Source organism: Bradyrhizobium sp. KBS0727 (assembly GCF_005937885.2).
GTDB lineage: Bacteria > Pseudomonadota > Alphaproteobacteria > Rhizobiales > Xanthobacteraceae > Bradyrhizobium.
In genome coordinates, this window is record NZ_CP042176.1 from 2471195 (window position 1) to 2491284 (window position 20090).

At 63.5% G+C, this 20090-nt stretch carries 16 protein-coding genes; 7 read left to right on the forward strand and 9 right to left on the reverse strand.

Annotation, left to right across the window (positions count from 1 at the left end):
* Positions 1–22 precede the first annotated feature (22 nt).
* The 3 genes from FFI89_RS11205 to FFI89_RS11215 all read left to right on the forward strand — a co-directional run bounded on the left by FFI89_RS11205 (position 23) and on the right by FFI89_RS11215 (position 6080).
* Positions 23–1417 (forward strand): CoA transferase, encoded by a 1395-nt coding sequence (locus FFI89_RS11205; RefSeq protein WP_138836474.1) that lies wholly within the window; start codon positions 23–25, stop codon positions 1415–1417.
* A gap of 256 nt (positions 1418–1673) precedes the next feature.
* The gene (locus FFI89_RS11210) at positions 1674–2918 is read left to right on the forward strand and encodes an efflux RND transporter periplasmic adaptor subunit (RefSeq protein WP_138836476.1); all 1245 of its coding nucleotides are present in this window, start codon (positions 1674–1676) and stop codon (positions 2916–2918) included.
* A gap of 30 nt (positions 2919–2948) precedes the next feature.
* Positions 2949–6080, forward strand: coding sequence for an efflux RND transporter permease subunit (locus FFI89_RS11215; protein WP_138836478.1), 3132 nt, complete (start codon positions 2949–2951; stop codon positions 6078–6080).
* Here FFI89_RS11215 and FFI89_RS11220 read toward each other — a convergent pair.
* Entirely contained in the window at positions 6068–6982 is a 915-nt protein-coding gene (locus FFI89_RS11220; RefSeq protein WP_138836480.1) for an amidohydrolase family protein, read from the reverse strand. The two genes, FFI89_RS11215 and FFI89_RS11220, sit on opposite strands and share 13 nt — an antisense overlap.
* Positions 6983–7146: 164 nt before the next feature.
* On the opposite strand from FFI89_RS11220, the gene FFI89_RS11225 reads away from it, so the two are divergent.
* Complete coding sequence (locus FFI89_RS11225) at positions 7147–8745, forward strand: FAD-binding oxidoreductase (RefSeq protein ID WP_138836482.1); 1599 nt, start codon at positions 7147–7149, stop codon at positions 8743–8745.
* 170 nt (positions 8746–8915) lie between these two features.
* Here the strand turns inward: FFI89_RS11225 and FFI89_RS11230 are convergent, their stop codons facing one another.
* The 5 genes from FFI89_RS11230 to FFI89_RS11250 all read right to left on the reverse strand — a co-directional run bounded on the left by FFI89_RS11230 (position 8916) and on the right by FFI89_RS11250 (position 13344).
* On the reverse strand, positions 8916–9275 hold the full coding sequence (locus tag FFI89_RS11230; protein WP_138836484.1) for a hypothetical protein: 360 nt from the start codon (positions 9273–9275) through the stop codon (positions 8916–8918).
* On the reverse strand, positions 9253–10353 hold the full coding sequence (locus FFI89_RS11235) for a hypothetical protein (protein WP_138836486.1): 1101 nt from the start codon (positions 10351–10353) through the stop codon (positions 9253–9255). The genes FFI89_RS11230 and FFI89_RS11235 overlap by 23 nt, the downstream gene beginning before the upstream one ends.
* Positions 10346–10768 carry a hypothetical protein gene (locus tag FFI89_RS11240; RefSeq protein ID WP_138836488.1) on the reverse strand — a complete coding sequence of 141 codons (423 nt, stop codon included), beginning with the start codon at positions 10766–10768 and terminating at the stop codon, positions 10346–10348. The genes FFI89_RS11235 and FFI89_RS11240 overlap by 8 nt, the downstream gene beginning before the upstream one ends.
* 48 nt (positions 10769–10816) lie before the next feature.
* On the reverse strand, positions 10817–11752 hold the full coding sequence (locus FFI89_RS11245; protein ID WP_168212858.1) for an alpha/beta fold hydrolase: 936 nt from the start codon (positions 11750–11752) through the stop codon (positions 10817–10819).
* A gap of 173 nt (positions 11753–11925) precedes the next feature.
* Positions 11926–13344 carry a TolC family outer membrane protein gene (locus FFI89_RS11250; protein WP_138836492.1) on the reverse strand — a complete coding sequence of 473 codons (1419 nt, stop codon included), beginning with the start codon at positions 13342–13344 and terminating at the stop codon, positions 11926–11928.
* Positions 13345–13838: 494 nt separating this feature from the next.
* Between FFI89_RS11250 and FFI89_RS11260 the strand changes: the two genes are divergently transcribed.
* Positions 13839–15701 carry an acetyl-CoA hydrolase/transferase C-terminal domain-containing protein gene (locus FFI89_RS11260; RefSeq protein ID WP_138836494.1) on the forward strand — a complete coding sequence of 621 codons (1863 nt, stop codon included), beginning with the start codon at positions 13839–13841 and terminating at the stop codon, positions 15699–15701.
* A 164-nt stretch (positions 15702–15865) separates the two neighbouring features.
* Here FFI89_RS11260 and FFI89_RS11265 read toward each other — a convergent pair whose 3' ends face one another.
* Positions 15866–16645, reverse strand: coding sequence for an enoyl-CoA hydratase (locus FFI89_RS11265; protein WP_138836496.1), 780 nt, complete (start codon positions 16643–16645; stop codon positions 15866–15868).
* Between the two features lie 109 nt (positions 16646–16754).
* Complete coding sequence (locus FFI89_RS11270; protein WP_371722479.1) at positions 16755–17399, reverse strand: hypothetical protein; 645 nt, start codon at positions 17397–17399, stop codon at positions 16755–16757.
* Positions 17400–17751: 352 nt separating this feature from the next.
* Here FFI89_RS11270 and FFI89_RS11275 point away from each other — a divergent pair, with 352 nt between their 5' ends.
* Together FFI89_RS11275 and FFI89_RS11280 are read left to right on the forward strand one after the other, a co-directional pair.
* Positions 17752–18297, forward strand: a complete 546-nt coding sequence (locus FFI89_RS11275; protein WP_168212859.1) for a sigma-70 family RNA polymerase sigma factor — start codon at positions 17752–17754, stop codon at positions 18295–18297.
* A 2-nt stretch (positions 18298–18299) separates the two neighbouring features.
* Positions 18300–18938, forward strand: coding sequence for an NrsF family protein (locus FFI89_RS11280; RefSeq protein WP_138836500.1), 639 nt, complete (start codon positions 18300–18302; stop codon positions 18936–18938).
* A gap of 35 nt (positions 18939–18973) precedes the next feature.
* Here FFI89_RS11280 and FFI89_RS11285 read toward each other — a convergent pair whose 3' ends face one another.
* A complete protein-coding gene (locus FFI89_RS11285) occupies positions 18974–20080 on the reverse strand; it encodes a DUF2336 domain-containing protein (RefSeq protein WP_138836502.1) in 1107 nt (368 codons plus the stop codon).
* Positions 20081–20090: the final 10 nt, after the last annotated feature.

Below are 20090 nucleotides of genomic sequence, written 5' to 3' on the forward strand. Positions count from 1 at the left end.
AGCTTAGGAAAGCGGAACGGTGATGCAAAGCACAACAGAAATCCTCGCCGATATCTGGACGTCGGCCGGCGGCGATCCGGCCGCGCTAAACGCAATCAGGCTGACCGGAGACGAGGCGCAATTGCCGTCCTCGTTCCGCGTCGCCGCCGCAGCAGGGGCGAGTGTTGCCGCGACCGGCCTCGCGGCCGCCGAGATATGGAAACTGCGCAGCGGCGAGGTCCAGGACGTAGCGGTCGACATGCGTCATGCCGTGGTCGAGTGTCGGAGCGAGCGTTATCTGCGCGTCGACGGCAAGCCGCCGCCGCCGGCCTGGGATGCGATCGCGGGAGTCTATCAAGCGCGCGACGGCTTCGTGCGGCTGCACACCAATTTTCCCCATCACCGCGACGCCGTCTGCCAGGTGTTGAATTGCAAGCCGGAGCGCGACGAAGTGCAGGCCGCGCTGATGCAATGGGACGGCGAGGCGTTCGAGACGGCGGCCTACACCGCCGGCGCCGTCGTCGCCTTCATGCGCTCGCACGATGAATGGTCGGCGACAGCGCACGCGAAGGCGCTGGCGCCATTGCCGCTGATCTCTATCACCAAAATCGGCGAGGCGGCGCCAAAACCCTGGCCGGCGGGCGATCGGCCGCTGTCGGGCATCCGCGTACTCGACCTGTCGCGCGTGATCGCGGGACCGGTTGCGGGACGCACGCTCGCCGCCCATGGCGCCGATGTGCTGTTGATCTCAGGCCCTGATCTGCCCGCCATCCCCTGGCTCACCATCGACACCGGTCGCGGCAAGCTGACGAGTTTTGTCGAACTGAAGAGCGAGCAGGGCCGCGGCGTGTTGCGCGATCTGCTGAAGGATGCGGATATTTTTTCGCAAGGCTACCGGCCGCGCGCGATCGCCGGTCTTGGTTTTTCGCCGGAACAGGCCGCCAGCATCAATCCCGGCATCGTCTATGCGACGCTGTCGGCCTATGGCCATGCCGGTCCCTGGGCGGAGCGCCGCGGTTTCGACTCGCTGGTGCAGACCACGACCGGGTTGAACCATGCCGAAGGGCAGGCGGCAGGCGTCGACGGGCCGAAGGAACTGCCGGCGCAGATGCTCGACCATGCCACCGGCTACTTCATGGCGTTCGGCGCCATGATGGCGAAAGCACGCCAGGCGCGTGAAGGCGGAAGCTGGCACGTTCAGGTGTCACTGGCCGGGACCGGGCGATGGCTGTGGGATCTCGGCCGGGTCAACGACGGGTTGGCGATAGCCGATCTCAAGGCGGAGGCGGTGACGCGCTTTATCGAGCAGGTGCCTTCCGGTTTCGGTCCGCTGCAATCGGTCCGCCACGCGGCGCGGCTGTCGAAAACCCCGGCGTTTTGGGCTCGCCCGGCGATGCCGCTCGGTAGCCACCCGCCAAAATGGCCGGCGCGCGGCTAGAGCGTTTTCGAGCGAAGTGGATACCGGTTCGCGTGAAGAAAACGCGTCAAATATAAAGCTGGAGCCCGGTTCTGATGCCATCAGAACCATAAGGCTCCAGGCGTTCAGCCCGTGTTCAGACGGTCATATCCAAACTTTAACCTCAAACACCAGGCCCATCCGTGTTTTTTAGGTTGTTTGAAACATCAATTGGGCACTATTAGCGCACCGGTGAGGCAGTCTCCACCGGAATCATCGCTGACTTCATCCGGGTCGTATGCTTAACGATTTTCTCAAGAGATTGCAGACGCTTAGCCGACGGCAGCAGGTCGTGACGGTTGCCCTGCTGGCGCTTGCCGGCTCGGCCGTCTACGGCTTCACCCAAACCGGCAGCACAAAGTACGGGCATTCGGAGGTCTCCAGCCAGTCCCGCAAGGGATTGCAGCGCTACACCCCGACCCCGGCCGAATGGGCCAGCCTGACCATTCAGCCCGTCACCGAACGGGCCTTCCGGGCCGAATACGTCACCGAAGGCAAGATCGCGATCGATGAGGATCGCTCGACGCCGGTGTTCTCGCCCTATACCGGCCGGCTCACCAAATTGCTGGTGCGGCCGGGCGACAGCGTCACCAAGGGGCAGCCGCTGTTCGTGATCGAGGCCGCCGACACGGTGCAGGCGCAAAACGATTTCATCGCCGCGATGACCGGCATGAACAAGGCCCAGTCGGCGCTCGACCTTGCCAAGATCCAGGACACGCGCGCCAAGGACCTGTTCGAAGGCAAGGCCGTTCCGCTGAAGGACTATCAGCAGAGCCAGGCGACCCTGATTCAGGCCCAGAACGATCTGCGCTCCTCGCAGACGGCGCTGGAAGCGTCGCGCAACAAGCTGCGAATTCTCGGTTTCACCGACGACGAGATCGCTACCTTCCAGCAAAAAGGCCGGATCAATCCGGAGTCGACGGTCTTCTCGCCGATCGCGGGCACCGTGGTTCAGCGCAAGGCGGGCCCCGGCCAGTACGTCTCCACCGGCGCCAGCGATCCCGTCTATGTCATCGGCGATCTCTCCACGGTCTGGCTGACGGCGTTTGTCCGCGAGACCGATGCCGCCAACGTTTCGGTAGGACAGGATCTCAATTTCACCGTGATGGCGCTGCCGGGCCGGCCGCTGACGGCGCGCATCAATTACGTCGCCGCGGCGATCGATCCGGCGACCCGGCGGCTGCTGGTCCGCGCCACGATCGACAACAAGGACGGTGCGCTGAAGCCGGAGATGTTCGCCAATGTCACGCTGTTGTCGGCCAGCGATCATGCGGCGGTCGGGGTGCCGAAGCAGGCACTGATCTACGAAGGCGACCAGGTCCGGATCTGGGTCGCGCATGAGGACAAGTCGATTGAGCTGCGTCAGATCAAGCCCGGCCTCGTCAACGGCGATCTCGTCGAGGTGGTCGGCAATTTGAAGCCCGGCGAACAGATCGTTACAAAGGGCAGCCTGTTCATCGACCGGGCTGCGTCCGGCAGCTAACTCCCTCGCTCATTGAAAGCTCCGGTCTGAATGGATCGCCTTGTCGCCATAGCAGTCAGCCGCCGTTACCTGATGGTCGGCATGTTCGTCGCGGTGTTCGTCGGCGGACTGATTGCATTCAAGCAGCTCAACATCGAGGCCTATCCCGATCCGACGCCGCCGATGGTCGATATCGTGACGCAAAGCCCGGGATTGTCGTCGGAGGAGATCGAGCGCTACATCACGATCCCGATCGAGACCCAGGTCGCCGGCATCAAGAACCTGCGCACCATCCGCACCATCTCGCTGTACGGCCTGTCCGACGTCAAGCTGCAGTTCTCCTTCGATTACACCTATGACGAGGCGCTGCAGCAGGTGCTGAACCGCCTGTCGCAGCTCGCGCCGCTGCCGGGCAACGTGTTGCCGGGCATTTCGCCGCTCAGCGCGATCGGCGAAATCTATCGCTACCGGCTGAAGGGTCCGCCGAACTACAGCGTGCTCGATCTCAAGACGCTGCAGGACTGGGTGTTGCAGCGCCGCTTCCGCGCCGTGCCCGGCGTGATCGACGTCACCGGCTGGGGCGGCAAGACCAAGACCTATGAATTGCAGGTCGACTTCAACAAGCTGGTCGCCAACGGGCTGACGCTGCCGCAGGTGCTGCAGGCCGTCAGCAACGCCAACATCAATGTCGGCGGCAATACCGTCAATATCGGCGCGCAGTCCGCCGTGGTGCGCGGCGTCGGCCTGATCCGCTCGATCGACGACCTCAACAACACCATGGTGTCGCAATCGGGCGGCAATCCGGTGCTGGTCAAGGACATCGCCACGGTGACCGTCGGCGAGAAGCCGCGGCTCGGCATCGCCGGGCTCGACCAGGACGACGACATCGTCCAGGGCATCGTGCTGATGCGGCGCGGCGAGCAGAGTTCGCCCACCATTACCCGGGTCGAACAGCTCGTCGCCTCCATCAACAATTCGTCGATCCTGCCGCCCGGCGTGAAGATCGAACGCATCTACGACCGCAAGGACCTGATCGACCTCACCACCCATACCGTGCTGCACAACATGGTGGTCGGCATTCTCCTGATCGTGATGCTGCAATGGATCTTCCTCGGCGATCTCCGCAGCGCGCTGATCGTCGGCGCGACGATCCCGTTCGCGCTGTTCTTTGCGGTGATCATCCTGGTACTGCGCGGCGAGTCCGCCAATCTGCTGTCGGTCGGCGCCATCGACTTCGGACTGATCGTCGATGCCACCGTGATCATGGTGGAGGCGATCTTCCGCCGGCTGACACAAACTACCGCGCTGTCGGAAGCCGAGCGCAGCCATATTTCCTATGAGACGACCATGGGGATGAAGAACCACGCCATCCTCTCCGCCGCCGCTGATATGTCGCGCTCGATCTTCTTTGCCGCCGCGATCATCATTGCCGCGTTCCTGCCGCTGTTCACGCTGAGCGGCGTCGAGGGCAACATCTTCGGGCCGATGGCGCGGACTTACGCGTATGCCTTGGCCGGCGGCCTGCTGGCGACCTTTACGATCACGCCCGCATTGAGCGCGATCATCCTGCCCGCGCATCTGGACGAGACCGAAACCTGGATCGTGAAGAAGCTCGACGCGCTTTACGTACCGGTGCTGAACTGGGCGATATCCAACCGCAATATCGTGATGGCCGGCGCCGCCGTTCTTGTCGTCATGACCATCATGTTCGCGCGGCTGCTGGGACTGGAGTTCCTGCCCAAGCTGGAAGAGGGCAATCTGTGGATCAGGGCCACGCTGCCGCCGACCATCTCGCTGCAGGAGGGCAACACCTATGTCAACGAGATGCGCAAGCTGATCCGCGCTCGCCCCGAAGTGGAAGCTGTGGTGTCGCAGCACGGGCGACCGGACGACGGTACCGATGCCGCCGGTCTGTTCAACGCCGAGTTTTTCGCGCCGCTGAAGCCGGCCAGCGAATGGCCGGGCACCCATGACAAGGAAGAACTGACCGCCCAGTTGTTGAAGGAACTGCAGGACAAGTTCCCGGGCGTCGAATTCAACTTCTCGCAATATCTGCAGGACAACGTCTCGGAAGCGGTCTCCGGCGTCAAAGGTGAGAATTCGATCAAGCTGTACGGCAACGACCTGCAGGCGCTGACCGACACGGCCAACAAGATCAAGGCGCAGCTCGCCACGGTGCAGGGCATCACGGATCTCGCGGTGTTCACTTCGCTCGGCCAGCCGACGATCCAGATCGATGTCGATCGCGCGCGCGCGGCGCGCTATGGCCTGGCGCCGGGCGACATCAACGCCACGATCAAGGTCGCGGTCGGTGGCGACACCGCCGGCGATCTCTACGAGCCCGGCAGCGACCGGCATTTCCCGATCATCGTTCGCCTCGCGCCGGAATATCGCAAGAGCGCCGAGGCGATCCAGAACCTGCGCATCGGAGTTGCCGGCGCCAACGGTGCGATCACGCAAATCCCGCTGAGCGAGGTCGCCTCGATCAAGCTGATCTCGGGCGCGGCCTATATCTACCGCGAGCAGCAGGAGCGCTATCTGCCGATCAAGTTCTCGGTCCGCGAGCGCGATCTCGGCAGCGCGATCCGGGAAGCGCAGGACAAGGTCGAAAGCAACGTCCAGCTGCCGCCGGGATCGCGCGTCGAGTGGGTCGGCGAATTCGGCAACCTGCAGGACGCCATCAAGCGGCTGTCGATCGTGGTGCCGATCAGCCTGGCGCTGATCGCGGTGCTGCTGTTCTTTAATTTCGGCTCGATGGTCGATACGCTGCTCGTCATGACCGTGATCCCGATGGCGATCTTCGGCGGCGTGCTCGGGTTGTTGATCTCGGGGATTCCGTTCAGCGTATCGGCGGCGATCGGCTTCATCGCGCTGTTCGGCATCGCCGTGATGGACGGCATCATCATCCTGTCGCAGTACAATCAGCTGATCGACGAAGGCTACGAGCGGATACGGGCCGTCATTCGCACCGGCGAGTTGCAGTTGAGGCCGGTGCTGATGACCTGCGCCGTCGCCGGCATCGGGCTGTTGCCCGCGGCGATCTCGGAAGGCATAGGCTCGCAGGTGCAAAAGCCGCTGGCGATCGTGGTCGTCACCGGCATGATGCTGGCGCCGCTGGTGATCCTGGTGACGTTGCCGGTGCTGATTTCGGTATTCTCGCGCCGTGCGTCTCAGAACCGGTAAAGCCGGGCCGGATTGTCGACCAAAATCTTCTTGCGGATCGCGGCGTCCGGCGCCCACACCGGAAGCTGGTTCAATAGTCGGCCGTCGTCGATCTGGAACAGCGGCGTGACGTCGGTGATCTTCTTGTCCGCCGGCGTCACCGAATCCGGATGCGGCCAATCGGTGCCCCAGACGATGCGGTCGACGTTCGCTGCGATCAGCGCCTGGGCAAGCGGGGCGGCGTCGGCATAGTCAGGCCCGAGCTTCGATGCTCGGTAGGCGCCGGAGATCTTCACATAGGCCTTGCCGGATTTCACCAGTTCCAAGAGGTCCGCAAAGCCCGGCTGGCCCGTGCCAAGTGCCGCCTGCGCGCCGCCGAAATGATCGAACACGACAGGGACCGGCGAGGCCGCGACCAGGTCCTTGATCGCGGAGATCATCGAAAGGCTGGTGAAGAGCTGCACATGCCAGCCGCGCGCTTTCACGCGCTCGACTGCGGCCGAGAAGCGCGGCCGGCCGACGGTCGGATCGTTGACGCCGCCGGTTGCGAGGTTGAGGCGGATACCGCGAAAGCCCTGCTTCTGCATGGTGTCGAGATCGCTCTCCGGCGTCTTGTCGTCGATCACGGCGACGCCGCGTGCGGAAGCTCCGCGCGCCATCATGCCGTACAGGGTCGATGAATTGTCCGGCCCGTAGACGCTGGGCGTCACGATCACCACGCGCTCGATCTTCAGCGCCTTGTGCAGATCAGACATTTCCTCCGGCGAGGCCAGTTCCGGCGTGTAGACGCGGCCGGCAAAGAACGGAAACTTCGCGGGGTCACCGTGGATATGGGTGTGGCAGTCGCAGGCCCCGCCGGGGACTTCGAAATTCACCGGCGTCGATGGCTGCGCCGCTTTGGCGGATGCGGTCTTGCTGTTCATTGCACCAGACTACAGAGGGAAGCACAGCGCGGGAAGGGCGCCCCTCACCGATTCGCGCGGGCTTATCGCTTCGGTAACGCGCGGCGATCTATCGAACCGGAAGCCGCTTCGATTTGACTAACCATCCGCCCGCCCGGAATATCCGACATCATCTGGAATCAATTATGCAAAAATTGTCGCAAAAGTTCAAAACCGGCGTGTCCGTTGCCGCCGTGATCGTGGTGCTGTCCAGCATTTACGGCTACCGCAAGCTTCAGGCGCTGGCTGCCGATCCCACCGGCGAGAAGGATTGCGGCCCCGCGGTCGGCGGCGGCGACCAGGCGAAAATCGATCTAGAGCGGATCAGGGCGATTGCGCCGCTTAGGGACGTGAAATGGTCGCAGCTCGGCGGCAGCATCAACGATGCAAGTTGCCTTAACAAGACCGAAATCTACGGCGTGGTCGAGGTTCACAGTGTCGAGGATATCGAAAAAACGCTGGCCTTCGCGCGCGACAACAAATTGTCGGTCACGACTGCCGGCGTCCGCCACAGCATGGGCGGGCAGGCGTTTCGCAAGGGCGGCATCGTGCTGGACATGCGCGGCTTCAACAAAATCGTGCTGAACGAGCGCTCGCGATCGGTCACCGTGCAGCCGGGCGCAACCTGGCACGACATTCAGAACGTGCTGCATCCGCGGTTTGCGGTCCGTGCCATGCAGTCGACCGATATTTTCAGCGTCGGGGGTTCGATCTCGGTCAATGCCCACGGCATGGACCACCAGGCCGGTGCGCTCCGCAAGTCGATCAAGTCGATGCGCGTGATGCTGGCGGATGGCTCGCTAAAAACCGTGTCGGCGACCGAGAACGCGGACCTGTTCAACCTCGTGGTCGGCGGCTACGGCCTGTTCGGCGTCATCGTCGAGGCCGAACTCGATATATCGGACAATCTGGTCTACCAGACCGGGCGGCGCGTGATGGACTACACGGAGTTTCCGGCGTTGTTCGCGAACGAGATCGAGAAGGACGGTAATATCGGCCTGATGTATGGCCACCTCTCGACCGCGCCGAGTTCGTTCCTGAAGGAAATGCTGCTCTACACCTACACGAAAGTGGACGGCACCGACTTCAAGCGCGAACCGCTGGGTGAGGTCAACGGTACCAAATTGCGGCGGCTGACGATCAATCTGTCGAAACAGGGCCCGCTGTTCCAGGAAATGAAATGGCTGTCCGAAAAACACATCGAGCACCGGATGGAAACCTGCACAGTCACGCGCGCGCAGGCGATCGGTTCGGCGGAAGCATGCCTGGTCAGCCGCAACGATCCGATGCACGATTCCGTGCCGTATTTGCGCAACGCGCTGCCCAACGACACCGATATCCTGCACGAGTATTTCATCCCGCGCAGTCAGTTCGTCGCGTTTGTCGATGGTATGCGCAAAGTGCTGACCGACAACGGGACCAACCTCCTGAACGCGTCGGTGCGCATCGTGCATCAGGAAGACAATTTCCTGACCTATTCGCCGGAGCCGGCGTTCTCACTGGTGCTCTACATCAACCAGACCACCGACGATGAAGGCAACCGGCGGATGAAGAAGGCGACGGAGGAACTGATCGACCTCACCATCGCGCACAAGGGCCGATTTTTCCTGCCGTATCAGCTCTATTATTCGCGCGACCAGTTGCAGCGGTCGTATCCGCAGATCAACGATTTCTTTGCGGCGAAGAAGAAATACGATCCCGCGGAACTGTTCACCAACACGTTTTATCAGAAGTACGCTTCCTGACCGTCTTTGCGAGGTGTTTCTGCTCCCTCGCCCCGCGCTAGCGGGGAGAGGGCAGGGGTGAGGGGCTGTCGCCGCAAAAGAAGTCTATCGAGACACCGGTACCCCCTCACCCGGATCGCATCTGCGATGCGATCCGACCTCTCCCCGCAAGCGGGGCGAGGTAAGAGAAGTCAGAGCTGCGCGGTGAACCGCTTGGGCGGCAACCCGCTGCAGCCACCGGCCTGCTCGGCGTCCAATACCAATAGCGCCCCGGCGGCGTAGAGGCGGGCGACGAAGCCGGCCTCATCGGAACGCGCGATGGTGACATAGTCGCTCGCGGCGAGGATGCGGCCGTTGGCCTTGGCGATCACCGCCAGCGTTTGAGACGGGGAACCGATCACCGCCATCGATTTTCCGGGGGCTGATCCGAAGGTCAAGGCTATCACGACGACAAGCCAGCCGCAGACGACGAGCGCGATGGCGCCGGTGATGCGGCGCAACGGCGGCAGCCGGGGCTCGATGCGTTCGTCAGTAGTCGTAGAAGTGTTCAATGCTCACACCCCTGGCCTTGAGGTCGCGGTTGATGTCCACCAGACGGTCGATCCTCGCCTTGAGGCCGGCCCTGCGGAAGCCGGGTCGGGCATCAAGTTCCAGCGAGAACAGTTCCGTCGTGTCCTTGATATCGAGTTTGGCGGCATCCGGCGCGATGGCGGTGATCAGGATCTCGTGATTCCCGGCGATTTCCGCAAGGCCAAAGCCCTGGTCGAGCAGGCCCTGCAGGATTTCGGTCAGGTCCCTGTAGCGCGGCGCCTGCACCAGCTGCCATTGCGGCGAGAGCGTGCGGATCGGCTTGAGGCGCGGCTCTTTTGCCAGCACGTCTGGCGGCAAGGTCGCCACCGCGAACATGATGTCGCGCGGCTCGTCGTCACCGTTGGCATCGAGGGCTTGCTGGATCAGCCGGGCGTAGCCGACTTTCAGGAAATATTCAGTGCCGAGCGCGAAGTCGCGTTCCCAGGTCCGCAATCGGCTTGGCGTCGGCTTCGCAATCGCCAGCAGGCCGTCGAGCTTGTCGCGAAACGGATATTTGTACCAGGGGATGGTGTAGAGAAAACTTGCATAGTCCTGCAGCACAGCGCGGGCGTATTCGTCCTGCGGCGTGCGCGTCTCGCCCCTGATCCATTCGAAAACACGGCCAATGGTGTTTTCGTAAAATCCCTTGACCGCATATTCGGTCGAATAACTGATGCCGATCACGTAGATCATCGTCTTGACGTCGGCGAGCGACTCTCCCGTGGGTGGCACCGCGCGGTTGATGGTGCAGAAGCTTCGCCAGAATCCGAGTATATGGCCGAGGTAATTGAAATGGCTTTCGCTGGAGTGGTCGAGGAAGCGGCCGAAATCCTCGAAGGAATAGACGATGTACCATTCGGGAAATGTGAAGAACGTATTGTTCTCTTTGCGGCGGTAGCCTGTCTGGTCGATCGCGGGCAGCTTGACGGGTGGCGCGCCGGATGCCGCCGCAACCGAAGCCGGGCGGCACGTGCCCTCGATATAGGCCAGCGGTACAAGCACCGGCAGCGCGATCAGGATCGCGATGACGGCGAGGATACGCCGCAACCATTTAAGCATGGGCGGTGGCTCGCGTCCGCGGGGCCAGCAGGTAGCCGATCAGGATCGCAACGCCGCCGAGGCCGAGATGCGGCGCGTTGGTGAAGACCCGCGTCATCAGCGGCAAGTCGCGGATGCCGTTGATGAGGATGCCGAAGTCGAGATAGCCGCTGCCGGTCAAAAGGCCGAGCACGCCATCGGCGAAATAGAACACGCCGAACAGCTGGAAGAACAATTCCGAGGCCCGACGCGAGGTCAGGGCTGCTATCGCCGCCCACAGCGCCGACACCAGATGCAGGCCGTCGGCATACCAGGTCCGGCGGAACAGGCCGAAGATCATGTCGTTGGCGTCGATGAAGGCCGGAATATATCCGGTCAGGATCACAAAGCCGAGCAGGGCGGCATAGCCCCAGGCGCATAATCGGATGATGTCCATGATGTCTCCGGGGCTTGCCTGATCGGACTTGTTCGAATCTGTCCGAGCTTAGAGTTTTCCGAACGCCTTGAGCAGGGCGTCATTGAAGGCGTCGGGGTCTTCGATCTGCGGAATATGACCGAGCCCCGGCAGCAGTGTCAGGCTGGTCTGCGGCGGCAGCAGCGTTCGCAGATCGAGCGCCTGATCGACCGGGGTCACACTGTCCTTGTCGCCCCACAGGATCGCGACAGGAACCTTCATTTGCGCATAGGCATTGCGGTCGGCGCTGAGGGCATCGCGGTCGGCGCCGAGGAAATAGTACAGCCAGTCGGCGATGTCAGCGGTGCTGTCGCGCTGCGCGATCGGCCTTTGCAGGATGGCCACAAATTCCGGCAGCGCGCGCTCTTTCTTCGCGATCAACATTTTGAGCAGCGTTTTCGTCGCCACCGGATTGGTGATGGTCAGCGAGACCAGGATTTCGCGAATCCATTTTGGCTGGATCAGCCATGGCGCGTCTGTCGGCGCGGCAGTCAATCCGAGCGCCGCATCGACCAGCACCAAGGCGCGGACGCGGTCCGGATAGCGCATCACGAGTTCGGTCGCAGCACCCGCGCCAAAGGAATGGCCGACGATGATGGCGGGTGCGGCCTTGAGGGTATCCAGCACGTCGTTGATGCGCGCAGCCTGGTCAGCCCGCGTGTACGTGCCCGGACGATCGGAGAACCCGAACGGCGGCAGATCGACCGCGATGACATGAAAGCCGGCCGCGGCCACCACATCGCTGGTATGCCGCCATAGTTCGCTCCACGCCGCCGTCCCGTGAAACAGCACCACCGGGATCCCGTCGGCCGGTCCTTTTTCCTGCACGAACACGCCGCCGGAACGGGTCGGCACCAGATGGCCGGAACGCGGCGCCAAATCGGCACGCGCAGCGGTTTCGCGGATCGAGGCCGCCAACCGAAACGCGGTGATCGTCAGCACGAGCAACGCCAGAAGGACGAGCAAGCCTCTCACCGACCAGCGCAGAATCTTTGAAACCACAACGCCTCGCAAAATCGGTCAATCAAACCAGGATCGGCGTAAGCCCGGGGGCAAGTTTTAGGCGAACGCGGCTGGTTAGTCGCGAAACATGCCGGACATGTTCAGCGCGCGGTTAATGGCCGCCGAAAATATGCGGATCACTGCCCCGACGGCGTGCGCAGGCCGTGCCAGGCGTCGCGCACCTGATGGTAATGCACCTCCGGCAGGTAGTCCGGCGTATTGAGGCTGAGTGTCTTGACGTCGAGCCGGCCGATGGCGCTGAGCAGCGTGTAGGAGGCGATCACGCGGTCGCGCTGGGCGCCGATCAGGCGGGCCTTGGCCAGGATCAGATCCTGCTGCGAGTTCAGCACGTCGACGGTGGTGCGCTGGCCGCCGGCGGCCTCCTTCTGCACGCCTGCCAGCGCGACGGTGGCGGCGCGGACTTCGGATTCGGAGGCCGTCACCGCGACCTTGGCGCCTTCATTGGCGACCCAGGCTCCAACAGCGGCGGTGCGGGCCTGATTGCGGACCTGATCCAGCACCAGCCGGCTTTGGGCCGCGACTTCCTTGGCCTGCCGGGTCTGTGCGGCGGCAAGGCCGCCGTCATAAATCGGTTGCGTCAGCAGGCCGGTGATCGACGCCTGGTCGGTGCCAAAGGTGCTCAGCGAGGGATCCGCATCCCTGCTGCGACTGGCGCTGCCCTGCAGCGTGATCGTCGGCATCAGGCTGCTTTCGGCCACGTGAATCGAGGTCGAGGCGACATCGACATCGAAGCCTGCGGCCATTACCGCCGGGTGCTCCTTGAAGGCGAGGCCGGTCGCGTCGTCGCGGCTGCGCGGCAGGAAGCGGTCCACGGTTTCGGCGGGACGCAGCACGGTCGGCGCGTTGCCGATCACCTGCGTATAGGTCGCCTGACTGACGGCAAGACTGACCTCGGCGGCGTTGAGATCGGCCAGGCCGCGGCTGAGGCGTGCTTCGGCCTGCGCGGTATCGGTCGGCGTGACGTCGCCGGCATTGAGACGTTTCTGGGTGATGCCGAGCGTCTCGCGCAGGAATGCCACGTTGGCGCGCTGCGCTTCGACCAGCGACTGGTTGGCGAGCACATTGGTGTAGGCGGTGACGGCGTCGAGCAGCACGCCTTGCCCGACGTTGCGCAAGGCTTCGCGGCCGGAACGTACCTGCAGCTCGGCCACGCGTACGCTGTTGGCGGTCTTGAAGCCGTTGAACAGCGTTTGGGTCACGGTGACCCCGATGGTCCAGGGCTTCAGGCTCGCAGACTGGAAGGTATTGTCGGGCAGGAGGTTGCGGACCGCCTGCAGCCCGGCGGAGAGACTGGCGATGATTTGCGGCCGGTAACCCGACAGGGCCACCGGCACGTTTTCGTCGGTGGCGCGCTGGCGCGCCCGTTCGGCATTGAGTTGCGGATTGGTCTGGTAGGCCTTGGCGAGCGCCTCGGGGAGGCTCTCGCTACGGGCTGCAGGTGCTGCAAACGCGACGCACGTCACCACGCCAAGGCAAATGCCCGCTCGAAGCACGCGCCTTCCCACGTGGCCAACCCTAGCGGCACGCCCAACCATTTGATCCCGCAACCAACCTAGAGCGTGATGGCCTTTCAGCCATCCCGCTCTATCCTTCGTTTTTAGCGTGATCCCTTCGGAAAACCGGTATCCACTTTTCCGGATCACGCTCGGCCCGTCCGCCCCCGCCGGCGACCCTGACACACCCCTTGTTTAGGGCGCGCGGTGGCCGCAGGCAAACCATCCGGTGCATAACCGACGCACTTTCGGACCTTTCATGGCAGGGTGTTGCACGCAGGACCTATCGGCCCGGCTTTCAGGCGCCCGTTCCCACCGAATTCGGCGACGAATCGTCGCCCTTGGAAACCGGGAAGGGTCCGCGCCATCGCCCTCCAACCATTGCGCCATTCTGAACAAATAGGGGTCGCAGATCGAATAGGTCTGGCCCATCACCCATGGCCCTGCCGGCACATTTGATGTGTCATAACTTCGAACGCGGGACCCGATTCCTCGATCCCATCAGCCATTCGGCGCGTCCGCGCCAGGGAATACCGATGCCAAAACTGTTTTCCGACCCTGAGGCGATCGCGGAGGACATCATCCGTGACGTCGGGACCAACCTCGTGGTCGGATTGCCGCTTGGGCTCGGCAAGGCCAACCATGTCATCAACGCGCTCTACGCCCGCGCCGCCGTCGACCGCGCGATCAACCTCACCTTTTTTTCCGCGTTGACGCTGGAAAAGCCGAAGCCTGCCAGTCTGCTCGAGAAGCGCTTCATCGGCCCGGTGATCGACCGGCTGTTCGGCGGCTATCCGGACCTGACCTATGCCGGCGCGCTGCATGCGGGGATGCTGCCGCCGAATATCCAGGTGATCGAGTTTTTCTTCCTGGCCGGCAGGTGGCTGCACGTGCCGTTCGCGCAGCAGCATTATATCTCCGCGAACTACACCCATGCGTCCTCCTACTTGTTGTCGCGCGGACTCAATGTCGTCACCCAACTGGTGGCAAAGCGCGTCGTCGATGGGGTGACGCGCTACAGCCTGAGCTGCAACACCGACACCACGCTCGATATTTTGCGCGCCCGCGCGCAAGGGCAGGCGTCGTTCAAACTGATCGGCCAGGTCAATTCCGAACTGCCGTTCATGCCCGGCCTGGGCGATCTGCCGGGGGATGAATTTTCCGCGGTGCTCGACAGTCCCGCGACGGATTTTCCGCTATTCGCGCCGCCGGCCGAACTCATCAGCGACACCAAATACGCCATCGGGCTGCACGCGGCGGGACTGGTGCCCGATGGCGGCACGCTGCAGATCGGCATCGGGCAGGTCGGCGACGCGCTGGCGCAGGGCCTGATCGTCCGTCACCGCGACAATAGTCAATTCCACACCATCATGAAGCGGCTCGCGCCCGGGACCGAACAGCTCGCGGGCCTGCAGACCGGGCCGTTCGAGAAGGGTCTCTATGGCGTCAGCGAGATGCTGTTCGAGGCGTTTCTCGGCCTGATCGAGGCCGGCATTCTCAAGCGCGACGTCGATGGCGTGATACTGCACGGCGCGTTTTTCCTTGGGCCGAAATCGTTCTACCGCGCGCTGCGCGAGATGCCGCCGGAACAAATTGCGCGAATCCAGATGATGCCGGTGTCATTCACCAACGAGCTTTTCGGCGATGAGGTTGCAAAACGCCGTGCGCGGATCGATGCCCGTTTCGTCAACAACACGATGATGGCGACCTTGATGGGGGCTGCGGTTTCAGACGGTCTCGAGGACGGTCAGATCATCAGCGGCGTCGGCGGCCAGTACAATTTCGTGGCGCAGGCGTTCGCGCTGCAGGGCGCGCGCTCGATCCTGGCGCTCGAAGCGACGCGGCAGGCCGGCGAGGGTATGCAGTCCAACATCCGCTGGAATTACGGTCATGAGACCATTCCGCGGCATCTGCGCGATGTCTTCGTCACCGAATACGGTATCGCCGACACCAGGGGAAAGTCCGACGCCGAGACCATCGCGGCGATGCTGCAGGTTACGGATTCGCGCTTTCAGAACGAACTGGCAAAAATTGCCAAGGATGCCGGCAAGCTGCCGAAAGGTTTTGAAATTCCGCCGGAACATCGCGAGAATTTTCCGGACCGGATCACGGCGGCGCTAAAACCCGCGCGCGAGGCCGGTCTGCTGCCGTCGTTTCCGTTCGGCAGCGATTTTACCGACGTCGAGCAGCGGCTGATTCCGGCCTTGCAGCTGCTGCAGGAATTGCAGCGTACGCCGCTGAAATTGCCTGCTTTGCTGTGGCAGGGAATGTCGCAGCCACCTGATGCGGCGAACCGCGAATGCCTGGCGCGGCTCGGGCTCGATCGCCCGACCACGCTGGCGGAGCGCGCCTATCGCGCGCTGGTCAATGCAGCGCTGGTGAGGAGCAGAGCGGGGTAACGCTCCTTGCCGTCATTGCCTGCAACAAACGCGAAGCGTTTGTGCAAGGGAGCGAAGCGACGAAGCAATCCATTCTTTCTTCAAGCGGCAAGATGGATTGCTTCGCGGAGCCTGTCATCGGGCGCGCATTCGCGCGACCCGTTGGCTCGCAATGACGGAGAACCCTACCTGTTCCTGTTCACCGGCTTGCGCTTCTCGATGAATGCCGCCATGCCTTCGGAGCGGTCTTCCAGCGCGAAGGTCGAATGGAACAGGTTGCGCTCGACGCTCATGCCTTCCGACAACGGCGTCTCGAACGCGCGGTTGATGGCTTCCTTGGCCATCGCAGCCGCAGGGCGCGACATCGCGGCGATCTTTTCTGCCGCCGCCAGCGCCTCTTCCATCAACTTGTCCGCCGGCACGACGCGGCTGACCAGGCCCGAGCGCTCGGCTTCGGCAGCGTCCATCATGCGGCCGGTGAGACAAAGGTCCATCGCCTTGGATTTGCCGATCGCCCGCGTCAGCCGCTGGGTGCCGCCGATGCCGGGGATGGTGCCGAGCGTGATTTCGGGTTGGCCGAATTTCGCGGTGTCGGAGGCAATGATGATGTCGCACATCATGGCGAGTTCGCAGCCGCCACCGAGTGCGTAGCCGCTGACGGCCGCGATGGTCGGTTTCCGGCATCGGGCGATGCGGTCGCCGCCAATCGAGGCGAAGTCGCTGGAAAACATGTCGATGAAGGTTTTCGGCTGCATTTCCTTGATGTCGGCGCCGGCCGCAAAGGCCTTTTCGCTGCCGGTGACCAGGATGCAGCCGATCTTGTCGTCGGCCTCGAGGTCATCGACGGCCGCCGCGATCTCGCCAAACACGCCGAACGACAGCGCGTTGAGCATTTTGGGCCGGTTCAGCGTGATAACGCCGACCGCGCCCTTGCTCTCGATAATGATGTATTCGAACGTCGCCATGATCCACCCCAGGTAGCCGATTTCGCGGGCAATGTGCCCGCTGGCGGGATGGGCTTCAAGGGCTGAAAACCGGCTACCGGAATCGCATCGGCGTCCGGTAGCGTGCTACTTACGCCATGAACATGCGCGCGGCGGAAGCCATCGTCAGCAGGGCGCCGAAGGCAATGAAGATTTTGCCGATCAACGAGGTCTGATCCCAGGTGGAGCTGTCATTGGCTGCGGCCAGCGTGGGCGCAGCCGGCTTGGCCGAGGCCATGGCGACGGTTTGCCTGGCCGGCGTCTCCTGCAGGGCGCGGTCGACGTCGTTGAGCTGGTCGGAAGCGACCACCGCGGAGTCGGCCGGGGCCTGCGCGTCGGCCGGCTTGTCGGCGGACGCCAGCAGCATCGTATTGGCTTTGGCCGCCATCGCCCCGGCGGCGGTGTCAGCTGGTGAGTCCGACGTCATTTGCGCGTTGGCGTTGGCGACCGCGGCCGGGATTTTTGGCGTGGTGTCGCCACTGGCGTCGGCGACCTCCTTTTCGACGGCCTTTCTGGTCTCGTCGGACTTAGACGCCGTCCGGCTGTATTTGCGATGCGTGTAGCGCTTCCAGTGACGTGTGCCGTGCCGGTCGGACTTGCCGGGCGTCGCGCTTTCGGATTTCGACGCGGCAGCGCCATCGTCGCCGGCAGCCCGCGCCGGCAACGGGCCGGCGAAACAGACAAAAAGCCCGGCTGCTACTATCAACGCCGAGCGCGCACTGGCTTTGATCATCATTTGGCAATCTCCCCATTTGCCCGCTCCCAACGGGGAAATGAGACCCCGCCGCGTGTCCGCAGCGCGGCAGAAAAAGGGAATCTTCGGGCAAGACCGGGCAAAAGCTGGGCAACGCCGTCACGGCGCGCGGCATTTTTCGCCGGATGGATTTTCCGGGACAGGGCGAAGGCAGTGGCCACGGGTGCGAGCGGGGGCAATCGATGGTATGAGCCTGCCGGTCCCCGAGCCGGCCGCCCCGATTCCGGGAAAGCCACGCCCGGGTCTTCGACGGGGTCATGATCACGATTTCGTGATCTTTGACTCCCGACGTAACAATTTGAAAGATCGACCGAATTGCAGGGTAGGAGCGCGCGTGCGCGAACGGGATGACGAATGGACCGGCCTGATGCGGTCGGCCATCGCAGGCGACAGTGCGGCGTATCATCGCCTGCTCAAGGCCGTCACGCCGGTGCTCCGGGCGGCGGCGCGTCGCGGTTTGGCGCGGGCAGGACAACCGGTCGATCAATCCGAGGACATCGTGCAGGATATTTTGCTGGCGCTCCATTTGAAGCGGCACACCTGGGACGCCAGCGCCCCGTTTGCCCCGTGGCTGTTTGCGATCGCCCGCAACAAGCTGATCGACACGTTGCGCCGCCGCGGCCGGCGCATCTTCGTCGATATCGACGATTTCGCCGAAGTGCTTCCGGGCGAGACGCCGGTCGAGACCGCTTCGGCGAGCGAGGTCGCCGCGCAACTGCAGTCGCTGCCGGCGCGCCAGCGCGACGTATTGCAGTCGATCGCGGTCGACAGCGCCTCGATCAAGGATACGGCGGCGAAATTCTCCATGAGCGAGGGCGCGGTGCGGGTGGCGCTGCACCGCGGGCTGACCAGCCTGACGGCGAAGTTACGGGAACAATGAGAATGGATACCGATCAGCTCATTCGAACGCTAGCGGCCGACAACGCGCACCGTGCGCGCCCGGTCGGCTTTGCGCTGATGCTGGCGCTGCTGGCCGCGGCGCCGGTCTCGCTATTGATGTTCTTCACCGAACTCGGCATCCGGCCCGATGTGATGACCGCCATGCACAATCCGTTCTTCGACCTGAAATTCGCGGTGACGCTGGCGCTCGCGATCTCGGCGATGGCCGTGTGTCTGCATTTGTCGCGGCCCGAGGCGACGTTGCGGGGCTTTGGCTGGCTGTTGCTGATCCCGGCTGGAATTCTGACCGCCGGCATCGGCGGCGAAATGATGATGCCGCAGCGGCTGCCAATGATGACGCGGCTGGTCGGCAGCAATTCGCGGGTCTGCATGACGGCCATTCCGCTACTGTCGCTGCCGATCCTGGCCGGTGCGCTGATCGGCCTGCGCCAGGGTGCGACGGCACGGCCGGCCATTGCCGGCGCCATCGCCGGCCTCGCTTCGGCAGGCTTGGCGGCGACGCTCTATGCATCACACTGCACGGACGATTCACCGTTGTTCGTGGCAACCTGGTACACGATCTCAACCGCGCTGGTAACAGCGATCGGCGCGCTCGCCGGATCGAAGCTGCTGAAATATTGATTTTCGCTTTTACCCTCCCCGGGAGGGTAGGCAGTTCACGCTGCCGGCGCGCTCTGTTGCATGCGGTGGAAGCGCAGCACCTGCTGTGCGGTCGACGGCCGCAGCCGTTCGTAGGTATCCTTGCACGCCGGGATATCGGTCGGCTCGCCGCCGGATAGCTCGTCGCGCATGTTGATGATGGTCCGCACGGTCGACCACGAAAGTCCGGCGACCCTTGCCAGGATCATCACGCCTTCGGCCCGGCTCTCGATCATCATGTTCTCGGCCACCGCCACCGGCACGCTGGCAAGGGCCGCGATCGATGCATTGGCTTCGTCGAACTTGCCGGCCTCGGCGAACCTCGCGACCTGAAACTCGTCGAGCCGGCCGTCCTCGTGGAGCGACCTGACCAGCGCGTGCGCAATCTCGGTGTTCCTGGTGATCGCGGAAGACGCCGATCGCGCGCGCCGTGTCGCTTCCCTGACCGCGGTCGGCACCTGGTCCGCCAGCTGCGGATTGGCAGCTTCCAGCCGCTGTCGCACGGTGTCGGAGGCCTTCGCGAGCAGCTTCAGATAGAGATGGCGCGGAATGTTCGGCCGCAGGCCGATGCAGGTCGCGAGGTTGTCGTCACCCTCGGCGCGGTTGACCAGCCGGGTGAAGCCGCGCTCGGTGAATTCCGCGCCGGGATTGTTGACGGTGCTCTGGATCACCTCGTCATCGCCGCGTTGGACCAGCACGTCGGTGACCGCGCTGCTCAGAACCTTGCGGGTCGAGATCGCCATCAGATGCGCCTGGCTCTTGCTGCGCGCGTTTTCGATCAGGGTATTGTCGTCGAGCCGCGTCGACTGCGACAGCACCGGACCCGCGACCTCGATCACGTCGTCGAACGCCAGCGCTCGGATCGTCAGCGGCGGCGCGGTATCGATCGGGGCGAGGCGGTTGGCAAGCAGCGTCTTGGCGGACGTCTCGATATGGTCGATCAGGCACTGGAAGACGTCGTCGAACAATCCGACCTGTTCGTCGGAATAGTCCACCGCGCCGTTGATGAAGAGATCGGTTACCCGGCGCAGGGTCTCGACCCGGCGGGCAACGGTCCCGTGCGCGAGCGTGGTCTGCAGCTCATCGAGCAGATTGCCGGGGGAGATAGCGGACTTCGAACTCATGACTCTATCC

Coding starts and splice junctions, on each gene's coding strand:
- FFI89_RS11250 (WP_138836492.1), bottom strand. CDS start 13,344: ATGGTTGGGCGTGCCGCTAGGGTTGGCCACGTGGGAAGGCGCGTGCTT.
- FFI89_RS11285 (WP_138836502.1), bottom strand. CDS start 20,080: ATGAGTTCGAAGTCCGCTATCTCCCCCGGCAATCTGCTCGATGAGCTG.
- FFI89_RS11205 (WP_138836474.1), top strand. CDS start 23: ATGCAAAGCACAACAGAAATCCTCGCCGATATCTGGACGTCGGCCGGC.
- FFI89_RS11270 (WP_371722479.1), bottom strand. CDS start 17,399: ATGATGATCAAAGCCAGTGCGCGCTCGGCGTTGATAGTAGCAGCCGGG.
- FFI89_RS11210 (WP_138836476.1), top strand. CDS start 1,674: ATGCTTAACGATTTTCTCAAGAGATTGCAGACGCTTAGCCGACGGCAG.
- FFI89_RS11260 (WP_138836494.1), top strand. CDS start 13,839: ATGCCAAAACTGTTTTCCGACCCTGAGGCGATCGCGGAGGACATCATC.
- FFI89_RS11220 (WP_138836480.1), bottom strand. CDS start 6,982: ATGAACAGCAAGACCGCATCCGCCAAAGCGGCGCAGCCATCGACGCCG.
- FFI89_RS11235 (WP_138836486.1), bottom strand. CDS start 10,353: ATGCTTAAATGGTTGCGGCGTATCCTCGCCGTCATCGCGATCCTGATC.
- FFI89_RS11225 (WP_138836482.1), top strand. CDS start 7,147: ATGCAAAAATTGTCGCAAAAGTTCAAAACCGGCGTGTCCGTTGCCGCC.
- FFI89_RS11265 (WP_138836496.1), bottom strand. CDS start 16,645: ATGGCGACGTTCGAATACATCATTATCGAGAGCAAGGGCGCGGTCGGC.
- FFI89_RS11215 (WP_138836478.1), top strand. CDS start 2,949: ATGGATCGCCTTGTCGCCATAGCAGTCAGCCGCCGTTACCTGATGGTC.
- FFI89_RS11240 (WP_138836488.1), bottom strand. CDS start 10,768: ATGGACATCATCCGATTATGCGCCTGGGGCTATGCCGCCCTGCTCGGC.
- FFI89_RS11280 (WP_138836500.1), top strand. CDS start 18,300: ATGGATACCGATCAGCTCATTCGAACGCTAGCGGCCGACAACGCGCAC.